At 38.0% G+C, this 13611-nt stretch carries 10 protein-coding genes; 1 reads left to right on the forward strand and 9 read right to left on the reverse strand.

The genetic code is table 11. The features are described 5' to 3' along the window. Positions 1 to 451: 451 nt before the first annotated feature. The 9 genes from EJK17_RS10170 to EJK17_RS10210 form a co-directional block, all read right to left on the reverse strand. Entirely contained in the window at positions 452 to 3787 is a 3336-nt protein-coding gene (locus EJK17_RS10170; protein WP_127796403.1) for an LPXTG cell wall anchor domain-containing protein, read from the reverse strand. Between the two features lie 71 nt (positions 3788 to 3858). Continuing rightward, a complete protein-coding gene (locus EJK17_RS10175; protein WP_103662542.1) occupies positions 3859 to 4071 on the reverse strand; it encodes a hypothetical protein in 213 nt (70 codons plus the stop codon). Between the two features lie 415 nt (positions 4072 to 4486). Further along, positions 4487 to 5347, reverse strand: a complete 861-nt coding sequence (locus EJK17_RS10180) for a transporter substrate-binding domain-containing protein (RefSeq protein ID WP_127796404.1) — start codon at positions 5345 to 5347, stop codon at positions 4487 to 4489. Positions 5348 to 5361: 14 nt separating this feature from the next. After that, positions 5362 to 6102: an amino acid ABC transporter ATP-binding protein gene (locus tag EJK17_RS10185; RefSeq protein ID WP_127796405.1), complete on the reverse strand. Its 741-nt coding sequence runs from the start codon at positions 6100 to 6102 to the stop codon at positions 5362 to 5364. 12 nt (positions 6103 to 6114) lie between these two features. After that, positions 6115 to 6786 carry an amino acid ABC transporter permease gene (locus EJK17_RS10190; RefSeq protein ID WP_103662544.1) on the reverse strand — a complete coding sequence of 224 codons (672 nt, stop codon included), beginning with the start codon at positions 6784 to 6786 and terminating at the stop codon, positions 6115 to 6117. Further along, positions 6767 to 7426: an amino acid ABC transporter permease gene (locus EJK17_RS10195; RefSeq protein ID WP_103662545.1), complete on the reverse strand. Its 660-nt coding sequence runs from the start codon at positions 7424 to 7426 to the stop codon at positions 6767 to 6769. Before EJK17_RS10195 ends, EJK17_RS10190 begins: the two co-directional genes overlap by 20 nt. A 266-nt stretch (positions 7427 to 7692) precedes the next feature. Beyond that, positions 7693 to 10317: a cation-translocating P-type ATPase gene (locus EJK17_RS10200; protein ID WP_168180793.1), complete on the reverse strand. Its 2625-nt coding sequence runs from the start codon at positions 10315 to 10317 to the stop codon at positions 7693 to 7695. A gap of 240 nt (positions 10318 to 10557) precedes the next feature. Next, positions 10558 to 11193 (reverse strand): SDR family oxidoreductase, encoded by a 636-nt coding sequence (locus tag EJK17_RS10205; RefSeq protein WP_103662546.1) that lies wholly within the window; start codon positions 11191 to 11193, stop codon positions 10558 to 10560. 33 nt (positions 11194 to 11226) lie between these two features. Beyond that, a complete protein-coding gene (locus EJK17_RS10210; protein ID WP_103662547.1) occupies positions 11227 to 12444 on the reverse strand; it encodes a MalY/PatB family protein in 1218 nt (405 codons plus the stop codon). A 202-nt stretch (positions 12445 to 12646) separates the two neighbouring features. On the opposite strand from EJK17_RS10210, the gene EJK17_RS10215 reads away from it, so the two are divergent. Then, positions 12647 to 12901, forward strand: coding sequence for a bacteriocin immunity protein (locus EJK17_RS10215; RefSeq protein ID WP_103662548.1), 255 nt, complete (start codon positions 12647 to 12649; stop codon positions 12899 to 12901). The last annotated feature ends 710 nt before the right edge of the window (positions 12902 to 13611 follow it).

Genomic DNA, 13611 nt, shown 5'->3' on the forward strand with positions numbered 1-13611 from the left:
CGTAAAAAACAGTCAATCGACTGCTTATTTGTCATACCCAAAAAGCAGAAAAGACACCCACCTAACTTAGATGAGTGTCTCAAAGCGGTTCCCTGTTCAAAGTCAATGCCTTAACTTAATGACATTGTGTTTTTAGGATTCCCTTTTTTTATAATAAACAAAAACCCGCGCTACTTGCGTGGGCTAGGAATTTAGAACCATCAGATTAACTAAATTAATCTGTAATTTTGATTGCTGACAAAAATAGAAGTCGCGTATACGACTCCATTTTCGCAGGGGAATTAATGTAATTATCAAATTTAAAAATAATCGATTAAGGCGTGCACCCCCATAATTTATTATACTCTATTTCAATCTTATGTAACTATAAAAACATAAAAAAAAACATTTTATTAATTTTAAAACACATAAAAAGTCACGTATTACTACGTGACTCATTAACACTATTAATTTAATTATCTTTTCGCTTCTTAAATCCTAAACTTGCTAACATAGTAGTTCCTAAGCCCAGTAGAATTGAAGCAACCAAAGTATGATCATTATTTGAACTACCAGTTTGTGGTAATTCAACAGCTTGGCCCTTTTCAGCTGCAGCTAAAGGCCTTACATTATTTCTTGAAACTTCAGCATCCCTAGCTGGTGAAACCATTTCGAAACGAGCCTTCTTGTTACTCTTTGTTTTACTTGGTATAAACTTGGTTGGCTTCTTTTCTGGCTTAACTGTTCCATGCTTTGCACTTTCTTCTGCTTGAGGCACTGAATCAATTGGACTATCCGGTGTCTCAGAAGGTGGAGTGTTATCCGATGGAGTTGACTCAGATTTTGGCGGAGTACTTTCACCAGGTTTATCTTGATTAGAATTATCCGGCTCATCCGGTACGTTAGGGGCAGCTGGAATCTTAAATTCTGGCTTATCTGTTGTAGTTGGATCGCCACTTACGCCGATATGGTCTTCCGGTTTGTCTGTGGTTGTGGGCGTACCGGTCTGACTTTCTCTTTTTATTTGCTTTTTCGTTATCTTGTATTGAACTGCATCCCCATCAAAATAGTATTTAACTAATTGACCGAATTTAGCTACTTCTTTTTCTGGATCATTATTCTTAATCGCTTGTTTATCACTATCACTTAAAGCAAAGTCATGTTGATTCATCGTATTAACGTTATCTTCATAAGTGTGATTCAAATGGGATAAATCGACATCATTGATCACCTTGCCATCAGAATCAACCAATTCTACTTTAACCGTTGACTTACCAGCAATCTTAATCGTTGACGTTTTACCATCAAGTGGCTTCAAGTCAGATGAGTATAAAGTTGGCTTAAACGTTACTGACTTACCTGCATCGGCCATAAAGTTATTATCAGTACCGATAATCTTAAAGGTTGAAGTATTTGAACCTTTATCTAAGGAAGAAAACTTAATAGCAACTGATTTGATCTTAAACTTATCTTGAATTTGATCCCAGGCAACATAGTTATTCAAATTTGGAACATGACCTGTTGTCTTATTATCATCTGCAAGCTCTGTTGTAGAATACAAAACTTCTGCATCATTTGACACAGCAACAGGCTTTGTCATTGTAAAATCAAAGTTATTATCAGCACCATCATTAATATTGATGACTACTACCCCATTACTAACTTTCTGCAGGTTATTGTTAACTCTGAAATCATATTCGATTGATCCAGGCTTTTTATCATCAGCAGTAGTGTTATCAACTACAAAAGCATCATTTGGTCCCTTAATACCTGAAGCAATATTAACTTGCTGCGCAGTACTAATCGTCCAATTGCCATCGCCTAAGACGTATATATTATCAGATTTTCCTTCAGTTTGAGCAGTCGTCCATCCTGCATAATCTTTGACTGCTGTATTCAACATCTTAATATGAGGGCTATACATATAGATCGCCCATTTATGAGAACCAATTTCAGCTAAAGGTAAATTGGTAATATGCACATCATTGTTATGACCAGCGGTTGTATCAAGGACATAACCCGTACCAGTATAATCAAGTTTTACTACTTCTTGTCCATCAACTGTAAAGTGAGTAATCTTTGGTTGTTGACCTTTTTGATCAAATTTACCGGTATAAACAGTACCTTCAGGCAAAACATAATAGAAGACTGGTTCAAACACGCTATGTGAAGTGGCATCTCCATTTGCATTGCTATATACAGAAATATAACCCGCATCAGTATCGCTAGGCATGCGCTTACTCTGGTTGGAATAAGTTCCCACACTAGCTGTGGGTTCTGCTAAATTCTGTCTGGCATCGACGGGTCCTGCAAATACCCAGCCATATGTATTGCCCTCAATTAGTCCGCTATATACAAACGCGATTGTTGAATCAAATTCATAACCATCCTTGATCGGTGTTCCATCTTTTAACGTCTTGTTAACTGTACCGTAGGCTTTAATTCGATTATCACCCTTAAATTCAACTCCAGACGAAATTACGTTAGGAGTGATGACAATCTTGGCAATGCCTTGATTGTCTGCAGTCTTCAAACTTTGGCCCGCTTGAATAGTTCCGGAACCTGTTTGACCATCAGTATAAGTTACTTTATAGGCATAGCTTGTAGTGCCAGGTAAATTAACTGGATCATATGGTGTATCAAGACGATTAATATTTAACCCATCTGGAAAAGTAAGTGTAATTTGAGCAGTAGTGATATCTTGATTAGTTGTATTGTGAAATCCAAAAATGTTAATTGGCTTGGAAGGGTCAACATCTTGTGGAATTTGATGTGAGCCCGCATAAACATCCGCAGATAGTGTGATTTCTGGTACTTCATTATTTGAATGACTACCAAGTAAAGTTTCAGTCCAAGGCTGATCTAAGTCTTTAATAATATGGTAAGTTGAGCCATCTGCTTTAGTAATAGTTTGATCAATATGAATGGTTTTATCTGCCTTAATTGCAGTATCTTCAACTGGTTGGCTAACAGCATAATGTCCCACAATTTTGTAGCCGCTGCTACCATTATTCCAGTTTTGCCGGCCACTGCCTTTAGGTACATGAATGACGATATCACCACCGCGACCACCAATTTGGGTAATAGTAGTGTGATCGCCAAAATTATTAACAGTATAAGTTCGATCTTGATTTAAAACAAAACTATCAGGAACAGGAATTGTAATTGTGGCATCAGTGTTAACTGCAGAATTGATTTTTCCACTAGGATTATTTTTCCATCCCTTAGCTACACCACTTGTTTCATTGATTTGAAGTTCATAAGTGTAGTCAGTATTAGGTAAAGCACGCACAGATTTAGCTACAGGATTGATCCGCTTGAATTTCGGATTCATTTCTGGATTTACAATTTGGGTAAATTCTAATTCCTTTTCTTCAGATTTTCCTGTCGCATCTGTCTTAGTAATGGTTATTTTCTTTAGCACATCACCAATATTCTTAATTGGTATATCTTGTGCACTATAGTTATTACCCGGATTTAAAGTAAATTGTTGGTGAATTGTACCTGCATTATCATTAGTAAAAGTATTAGTAATAATGCGATTATCATTTTTCTCAACAATTGTGGTGGTCCCACTAGCCTGAATGTTTTGCCCATCAGTACCAATGCCGTAAGTTCCTTTAGGAATCACAATTTGATATTGATCACCTTTTTTAGGGTTAGAAACATTGAAATCAATCTGAACCGCCGTAGTATCACCGGTTGCACCTATCGTGTTGCGGCTAATTGAAACCGTAGCCCCACCGTTTTCAAAAGTTACTGACTTAGCAGTAGATTTCGTTTCATTTGAAACGACTTTTGATTCCAATAGTTGTTTAGTTTTATCTGCTACATTTGAAACAGCAGCATGTTCCGTAGTTAGAGTAACTTCGTTAGTAGTTACTTTCGTTTTTGAGTCTTCAACTGCTCAGAATTATCTATATCAGTATTTTGTGTCTTTGTTTGATCTGCTAAATTAGTTGCATCTGTATTCCCATTAGATTTCATATCTGAAGAAATTTCATTTTGGTTATTCTGATCTTCAGTATGATTTACAATCTCCTGCTTTGCTTCGCTGCTCCCCTCAGCAGCAGAAACTGTTTCAGTTCTCATCCCAACAAGAAAAGCACCTATAGCTGCAGAAACTAATGCACCTGAAGCAAGTTTTCTAAAACCAAAGTGTTAAACGACATCATTGTTTTGATCTAAGCGTAATGTTCTCTTTGTTAGTTTCACTTTCATTTTCAGTCCCTTTATTACAGATAAAATAACGATATTTAGATATATATAACCAGAACGTAAAAATGGCAATATTTTTGTTTCAAATTTTGATAATTTCTTTTAACCGTTGATAAATCTGCAAATATGCAGTAAAGAGAAGAAAATTTTAATCTTTAACTTCAGCAATTATTGTGTATTATTAAATAACGCACCCTAAATTATAATGATAAGATATTGCTTATTTATTATCTTAGATACTTTTCCAACAAAAAAGAGAATTCCCACGTTCGGAATTCTCTTTTTTGCTTTACTTCAAAATAATATCAGTTGACTTAATATCCTTGCCAAAGTATGGTGCCAATTCTTGTTGGTAATCCTTCACAAAGAAGCCTTGCTTAGTCAATTTGTCAATTTCGCGGTTTGTCCACTTCAGTAATGAACGATTGCCTTTCTTGACGGCTGGCGAGACATACTGCCGTGGTCCAATACTCTTAATGCCCACTACATACTTCGGATTCTTCTTAACCCAAGCATACAAGTAAGAATTATCATCAGCTAAGGCTGCTCCACGACCATTCTTCAATGCATTGAATTGCTGGGTCTTGGCATCAAACTTCAGTAAGTTGACACTAGCTTGCTTAGCAAAATAGTTTTCGGCTGTCGTTCCTTTCGTCACGATCAGCTTCTTACCTTTTAATTGTGCTGCACTCTTAATTGGTGCATTCTTTGGCGAAATCACTCCCACCGAGACTTTCATATAAGGATTGGCAAAATCAACCACTTGTCGCCGCTCCGACGTTACAGTGAAGTTCGCTAGGACAATATCGGCCTTATTAGAATTCAAAGTATCTACCCGGTTATTGGCATTAACTTGGATGAAGCGAATCTTCACACCCAGATCTTTCGCCATCCGCCGTGCTAAATAGACATCATAACCGACACGTTTACCATGATCAGTAACCCAACCATAAGGTGGTAAGTCGCCAAAGACCGCTACGCGAATGTAACCGCGTCGTTTAATCTCAGAAACACCATTTTCATTGCTCCAGCGGCTGCCAGCCGTGCCAGCATTTAAATTTGGCTGGGTAAAACCAAAGTAGGCGGCACTCACAACGACGATTAAGGCAATGACACCCATGATTTGGTTAAAAATATTTTTCTTTTTCATCGGCACTTACCTATTTAAAAATCCATACTCTCTAAGAATTCTTTTGCCCGTTTAGTTTGCGGCTTTTTAAAGAATTCTGCTCCTGGAGTATCTTCTAAGATCTTCCCATTTTCCAAGAAAAGCACTTCATCGGCAATTCTTTCCGCAAAATTCATCTGGTGCGTCACGATGATCATTGTCATATGATCTTGTTTAGAAAGTTTTTCTACAATTTCTTCAATTCCGCGAACCATCTCTGGATCAAGGGAAGCGGTAATTTCATCAAGTAGCATCACTTCTGGCTTCATTGCCAAAGCCCGCACGATCGCCACTCTTTGCTTTTGTCCACCAGATAATTCTCTGGGATAAGCATTAAGATAATAGCTCAAGCCAACCCGTGCTAATAAGTCCTCAACTTCTTTTCTAACTTCGTTTTCGTTTCTCTTCTGCACTTTAACTGGAGCCAATAGCACATTCTCAATCACAGTTAAATTAGGGAATAATTCATAACTTTGGAAAACCATACCGATTTTTTGCCGTAATAGTTGCCAATTCTTTGGTGTCGGATCAATTTTATTTTCCTGGAAATAAATTGTCCCATCTTTATAATCTTCCAAGCCATTCAAAGTTCTCAGCAAAGTACTTTTACCAGAGCCTGATGGACCTAAAAGGGTTAGCACTTCACCTTTTTTCAATGAAAAATTGATATCATGCAATGCTTGCCAGTTATCATAAAACTTATTTAGATGTTCAACTTTTAAAATTTCATCTTCCATCGTCATCACCTATTATCTTTCTTTTGTTAACTTTTTAGCCCAAGCAGAGAGTGGATAATCTAATACGAAGTAGAAAATAAAGATCAAGCCGTAAACCCAGAAGACTCCCGTTGGGTATTGTTGGTTATTTGCTTCAATAATCTGTTGCCCCACATTAATTACTTCCATAATACTGATAACCATTAATAAGGAAGTAGTTTTGATTACTCTTGTTGCCAAGTTAATCGTAGCGGGTAGTTCCAGTTTCACTGCTTGTGGCAACAACACATACCTGAACAATTGAATTTTACTTAAACCAAGTGCTAGACCAGATTCACGTTGACTCTTAGGAACAGATTCAATTGCTCCCCGCACAATATCACTGAATTCTGCTGCCACCCACAGGGCAAAGGCTAACACTGCCATCCAAGTGGCGGGCCAGTTAACATGAAAAGTACGCGGCAAAATGTAGTAGACCAAGTAAAGTAAAACAATTGTTGGCACAATCCGAAAGAATTCGAGATATAACCGTAAAATAAAGCGAACAAATTTATTTGGCAAAGTCCGTAAAATTCCAAAAATCGTGCCTAAAGCTAAGCCAATCACTAACGAAATAGCGGCAATCCAAATTGACGTCCAGAGTCCGGCCATGAGGCGGGCAAAGTTACTACCTTCAAATAAAACATTAATTCCCGAATGCACCATAGCGAACTCTCCTTTCAAGCCAAGCTAAAAATAGAATTATCGGAATCAAAATAATGGCATAAGCAACCACCAACATGAATAAGTATTCATTCGAGCGGTAGTACATCCCAATTAAATCTAAGGCAGTATTCGTCAATTCTGGAATCGCAATCACTGAGAAAATTGACGTTTCTTTAATTAAGAACACCACATTCGCTGTCAAAGCAGGCATACTTAAGGCAAAACCTTGGGGAAAGACTACATAGCGCGCTAATTGAAATGGACTCATCCCTAAGGCCTTACCACTATTAATTTGACTAAGAGAAACGCCATTAAAGCCACCGGTAAACCCTTCTGCCATATAAGCTCCGCCTAAGAAGATTAAGCCAACAATGCCGCAAACTTCAGCGGACATTTTTAAGCCAAAAACCGGAAAAGCATAATATAAGAAAAACAACTGAATTAATAGCGGTGTGTTTCTTGCTAGTTCCACATAAGCGGTCAGAATCTGACTCAAAACCGGCACTTTGAAATACTGCACCAAGCTAACAATTACTCCCACAATCATCGATCCGACAATTCCAATTAACGACAGCCTCAGCGTTAACCCAAATGCTCGCGCAAAGATGGGCAGCGCCTGCTGCATGATCGACCAAGCCATAAACTATTCCTCCTAAAAGAAAAAGGACCTACAAACCAATCCAGTTCGTAGATCCTTGAAGTTAATTCTATGAAAAAACTAAACGCGATGAAGTACGTTGCGCTGAATTAAGTGTATGTCAAAGAAGTTGTTACATGAACAACATCCGCAGTTTTGACTTACAACTTGGAAATTCAACATCTTCGTACTCCTTTCTTACTTTTAGTAATTGCTTACTAAAGTAAAGTCTAGGCTTAGACTTACTTTTTGTCAACTTGTTTTTAAAATTAATTTCTGTGCTCGTTAATCACTTTCACAATTTGAATCAAAATAGTTGGCATTAAAGCTAAAACAACGATCCATAATAATTGTTGACCAGTTAAAGGTGTAACAGCAAACAAACCGTGAAGAGCAGGAACAAACATAATCAAAGCTAAGAGCAAAGTACCTAAAGCAAAGGCAGCTAAGCTGTACCAATTGTTCTTGAAGCCAATCTTGAAAATGCTGTGTTGTGAACGGCAGTTGAAACCGTGAAGCAATCTGGCAAAAGTCAAAGTAGTGAAGGCCATGGTACATGCCACAGCTGGACTAGTCTGACGACCAATCATGAAGGCGGTAATAACGCCCACAGCAATGATTGCCCCTTGTAAAGCAACCTTGGTCACTAAGTCTTTACTCAAGATGCCCACCTTTGGATCTCTTGGCTTTTTATCCAGGACATCTGGTGCACCTGGTTCCATCCCGATGGCAAGTGCTGGTAGTGAGTCAGTAATTAAGTTAATGAACAATAATTGCACTGCGATGAATGGCACTGAGAAGCCACCAATTGAAGCAAATAAAACGGTAATGATCGCTGATAAGTTACCTGAAAGTAGGTACATAATCGCGTTTTTAATGTTTTCAAACACAGTTCGACCATTGGCAACGGCTTTAATAATTGTGGCAAAGTTGTCATCTGCCAAAATCATGCTGGCGGCATCTTTAGAAACTTCGGTACCGGTAATCCCCATGGCTACCCCAATATCAGCCTTCTTTAAAGCTGGCGCGTCGTTGACACCATCACCGGTCATCGAAACGATATGGCCTTTACTTTGCCAGGCATTCACAATCCGAATCTTGTTTTCTGGGGAAACACGAGCGTAAACGGCAATTCTTTCGATTTCTTGAGCTAATTCATCATCAGTCATCTTATCTAGTTCTAATCCGGTTACCGCAACATCACCTTCATTGAAAATTCCAATTTTCTTAGCAATGGCAACAGCGGTTACCTTGTGGTCACCTGTAATCATGACGGTGCGAATACCAGCTTTTTTAGCCTTAGCAACCGCAGCCACACTTTCTGCACGTGGTGGATCCATTTCAGCAACTAAACCGATGAAAGTAAAACTTTTTTCATCTTCAGTGGTTAATTCTTGATCAGATTCCTTGTAAGCAAAAGTTAAGACCCGTAAACCATTTTCTGAGAAGTGGTTGTTTTGAGCTAAAATTGCTTCCTTATCTTCAGTCGTCATTGGCCGAACTTCGTCGCCAATTCGGATATTGACACAACGATCAAGTAAAACATCAATCGCACCCTTCACAAACACAGTTGGTACCGTGTGAATCAAGTGTTGGGTACTCATTAACTTCCGGTCTGAGTCAAACGGAATTTCTTGCTTACGAGTCAACATGCCGCGTAAGTCTTCTTCAGATAAGCCTAAACCTTTTTCACCTAAATCAATGCCTGGCACCTTCCGGTACATTTCAAGTAAAGCTGATTCGGTTGGGTCACCGATGACCTTGCCATTAGCAATACTTGAGTCATTGTTTAAAACAGCGTTATATAGCAAGTAACGGTGTAATTGGTTACTTAAATCAAGCTCTTCTGGCTTTAAGACTTCGCCACCAATGTAGATTTCTTCAACCGTCATCTTGTTTTGGGTTAAAGTACCAGTCTTGTCAGAACAAATAACTGAAACGGAACCAAGTGATTCAACCGCAGCCAAGTTCTTGATAATGGCATTTTCTTTCGCCATCTTTTGCGTTCCCATGGCTTGCACAATCGTTACGATTGAACTTAAAGCTTCAGGAATTGCAGCTACGGCTAAAGCTACAGCGAAAAGCATTGCATCCATCAATGGTTGACCACGCCATAATTGTAAAGCAAAGACGATGGCACAAATGATTAAAATCGCAGTTGCCAATTTGGAAGAGAACTTATCAAGGGATTTTTGTAACGGTGTGCGCCGTTCCTTGGTATCGTTCATCAAAGTGGCAATCTTACCAATTTCCGTATTCATCCCTGTGCCAGTAACGATTACTTCAGCCCGGCCATAAGTTACCAATGAACCTGAGTAAACCATGTTCAAGCGGTCACCTAACGGAATTTCATGATCAAAATCAATATCAGCCTTATCAATATTAGTTGATTCCCCAGTTAACGAACTTTCATTAACCTGCAAGGAGTAATTTTCTAAAATACGACCATCAGCAGTTACCATATCCCCTGCTTCAAGGAGCATGACATCGCCTGGGACCACTTCTTTAGAATCAATTTCAACTTTTTTACCATTACGAATGACTTTAGCACTTGGTGAAGAAAGTGACTTCAGTGATTCCAAGGATTTTTCTGCCTTCAAATGTTGAACTGTTCCCAAAATCGCGTTCAAGATCAGCACCGCAATAATTACTAAGGTACTTTCGACATCCCCAGTAAAGGCAGAAATCACAGCAGCAATGATTAAGATAATCACCATCAAGTCCTTGAATTGTTCCAAAAAGACTTGCAAAGCAGTTTTCTTCTTACCTTCAACTAAAGCATTCTTACCATACTTACTTAAGTTGGCTTGGGCCTGCTCAGTTGATAAACCATTACTACTTGTGTCAAATTCCTTTAACACATCAGCTTTCTTCTGCAAATAATAGTTTTTCAAAATAAAACCTCCAGAATTGAGAAAACGGGCAAAGAAAAAGAGACTATTACCCTGAGTCATTAAGAAACTCGATGTAATAGTCTCACCATTTAAACTTACAGCGGAAATTGCTTTCGTGACTTGACGCCATAAGTACATTTATTTGCCGGTTACTCCCTATGTATAGTAAATATGTTACCCGATAGGGAGTATTTATGCAATTACTTTTTGAAACAATTTATGAAAATTAAAGATTTTTTCTTATAAGCTCTTCAAAGCCTCATCAATTGGGGTGTCACCGCCATGCATCAAGATCACTTTGCCAATGGTATTATCGTACTTGATAATTTCAGCCAAGGTCTTAGCCACATCCGGAATCGGATTGCTATTCATGTTAGTGACATCTAAACTAATTTTCCCAGTTCCTGCTTCTTCAGTTAAATTACTTGGCTGCAAAATTGTGTAGTTTAAACCACTTTGGTTGACTAAATAATTATCCGCAAAGAACTTGGCAATATTGTAATCTGTTAAATCAGCTAAACCTGGCAAGTTCCATTTTTCAGGTTGTAACGCAAATAAGGAACTGAGCATCACGTACCGTTTAATGCCTAACTTTTTAGCAGCTTGCATCGTCTTAACAGCACCAAAGGCATCTGTTTGCAGTAAATCTTTGCCCCGTGAACCAGCAACAAAATACACTACTTCGCTACCTTGCATTAATTTGGCCAAGTCATCAACTTCAGCGTGCAAATCTAGGTGAACAGGTTTAACTTGATCTAATTTCACAATTTTGTCTTCATGCCGTGCACCAGCCACTACTTGATGTCCATCAGTTACTAAATCTTTAATCAGCTCGGTCGCTACTCGGCCGGAACCACCAACAACAAAAATTTGCATATTTTCTTCCTTTCTCGTATATCTAACTTTTTCCTACCATTCGTCATTGAAAACATATTTATTCATGCGCTCAAAAGCATCTTTAATGCGGTAAGTTGGTGAAGCTAAGTTTAAGCGAATTGAGGTTGGTCCTTCAAATAACTTGCCATCTTGCCAACCAATACCATATTCCCAACCACGTTCCAGTAATTCTGCTTGGGTCTTGCCGTGCTTTTTGAGCCAACCACTACAATCAATAAACATCATGTAGGTTCCTTCAGTTTCAAAAGTTGAAACGCCCTCGAAGTTCTTTTGGACATATTCATAAGCAAAGTTCACGTTTTCTGACAAGACCGGTAACAATTGTTCTAGCCAGTTATTGCCTTCTTCACTGTAAGCACCAATCAAGGCATGCTCAGAAAGAACATTCATACTGTTGTAATGCGTTTTGGCACCAATACTTTGAACTTTTTCCCGAATGGTCTTGTTATAAATCACGCTATAACTGCCCACTAAGCCAGCTAAGTTAAAAGTCTTCGATGGTGCGTAAAAAGCGGCCGTATGTTGCTTAGCCCATTCGCTCACTGATTGAGTTGGAGTGTAATGGTGGCCATTCATGAGTAAATCTGACCAAATTTCATCAGAAATGGCCAAAACATCATTACGTTCAAAAATTTTTATTGCCCGGGAAATTTCTTCTTTGGTCCAAACTCGCCCAGTTGGATTATGCGGATTACAAAAAATCGTGATGTGAATTTGATTCTCCTTGATCTTTTGTTCCATGTCTTCATAGTCCATCCGCCAAACACCATTTTCATCTTTAATGAGTGGCGAATCTACAATTTGATAGCCATTGTCCTTCAAACTATTTATGAAACCCATGTAGGCTGGTGAATGTAAGAGTACTTTATCACCAGGAGCGGCAAATGCTTTAAGAGCAGAAACGACACCACCTAAGACGCTATTTTCATAACCAATATCTTCTTTCTGTAAATCGGTAACGCCCTTATGATCACGGTGCCAATCAATAATTGCTTGATAATAGTCATCACTTGGGGTGAAATAACCAAACAACGGATGCTCTACTCTTTTGACAATTTCATCTTGAATTGATTTAGCCGTTGGGAAATTCATATCGGCTACCCACATTGGAATAGTATCAAAGCCGTCCCTAGGCTTAGCTGGGGCAAATCCAGGTACACTTCCGATGGCATCGACTGCAAAAGCATCGTGGCCATGACGATCAATTAACTTAGTAAAATCATATTTCATTTTCTCCCCTCAAATCCATTTAAGTTAATTTCATTGTAAGGGAAGTAGTTGATAAATTCACGAATTTGGATTCTTACTAGAAATAAGTATCTTCTTCTACAATTATTCAGAAATTCTTTTTCACGTGAAACATCAAATTGGCATTTTTCTATGTAAGCGGATTCTAAAGAACTATAATTGAGTTAGAAAGAAGGTCTTGATGATGGCTGAAAAAGACGAAATAATTATCAGAGATAAGATTAAAGAAATAATGGATCACGATGGTGAAGTACGTGAAAATGAAGAATTGATCGAGATCTTCAGGACAGCATATGCTAGACGGGATGCTGGTAAGCCAATGCGGGAAGTGGCCTTAGCTTTAGACAAAGCCTTAGCTGGTTACATTACTAGTCATGATTATGTACCTGACAGCATTACTGATCTTCACCAAGAGATGATGCAGATGTCGGATATTTAAGGAATATAAAAAACAACACAGGAAAATCCCATGTTGTCATTACCTAAAGCTGTTGTCTTCGGCCAGCTTTATAATTTTAAAGCGATAAAAGTTAAAAGATTACCGTTTAATGATACGCTTCATAGCTTTTTTCAAAGCATTCCAAAGTCGCTTAAAAAACTTCTTTGGGAAACGAACCTTGATAATTATGAAGATGATTATCAATCTCATAAAAGCCGGAACCTCCCCTCATTATGAGATTAAATCCCGTTAGCTACATTTGAGAGCCTAGCTAAAGCAAAACAAATGTGCTCTATAATTTTATCAAACTTTATAATCAAATCATAATTAGATTTAATATATTGAATGTTGAAAGACTAGTCTGTATAATAGTTAAAGAAGATGATTATCAAAATCAAATGTGCAGGGTAAATTAGCTACTTACCCAAAGATGTATGTTGATTTAAACCGGCTTTGCTTTTAAAGGCAAGCTAGTTATATTTAAAGAAATCTGGGAAAGCATTTTCCCAGATTTTTTGAATACTTTATTTTTAATATTTCTTGATCAAAAGGAATAAAGCGACTTGAAACAAACTCAAGTCGCTATTTTCTACGTAAAGTCAAGCATCATCGTATGTTTTGCTTTATTATTTTGTATAATTTAACGACTTAATTAAAATTGTGTCGATTTATTTTTAAACGAAAGTATGACAAATAAGCCTGCAAATCTA

Source organism: Lactobacillus xujianguonis (assembly GCF_004009905.1).
In the GTDB taxonomy this organism is placed as follows: domain Bacteria; phylum Bacillota; class Bacilli; order Lactobacillales; family Lactobacillaceae; genus Lactobacillus; species Lactobacillus xujianguonis.

Coding starts and splice junctions, on each gene's coding strand:
- EJK17_RS10205 (WP_103662546.1), bottom strand. CDS start 11,193: ATGCAAATTTTTGTTGTTGGTGGTTCCGGCCGAGTAGCGACCGAGCTG.
- EJK17_RS10190 (WP_103662544.1), bottom strand. CDS start 6,786: ATGGTGCATTCGGGAATTAATGTTTTATTTGAAGGTAGTAACTTTGCC.
- EJK17_RS10175 (WP_103662542.1), bottom strand. CDS start 4,071: ATGAGAACTGAAACAGTTTCTGCTGCTGAGGGGAGCAGCGAAGCAAAG.
- EJK17_RS10195 (WP_103662545.1), bottom strand. CDS start 7,426: ATGGCTTGGTCGATCATGCAGCAGGCGCTGCCCATCTTTGCGCGAGCA.
- EJK17_RS10210 (WP_103662547.1), bottom strand. CDS start 12,444: ATGAAATATGATTTTACTAAGTTAATTGATCGTCATGGCCACGATGCT.
- EJK17_RS10185 (WP_127796405.1), bottom strand. CDS start 6,102: ATGGAAGATGAAATTTTAAAAGTTGAACATCTAAATAAGTTTTATGAT.
- EJK17_RS10215 (WP_103662548.1), top strand. CDS start 12,647: ATGGCTGAAAAAGACGAAATAATTATCAGAGATAAGATTAAAGAAATA.
- EJK17_RS10180 (WP_127796404.1), bottom strand. CDS start 5,347: ATGAAAAAGAAAAATATTTTTAACCAAATCATGGGTGTCATTGCCTTA.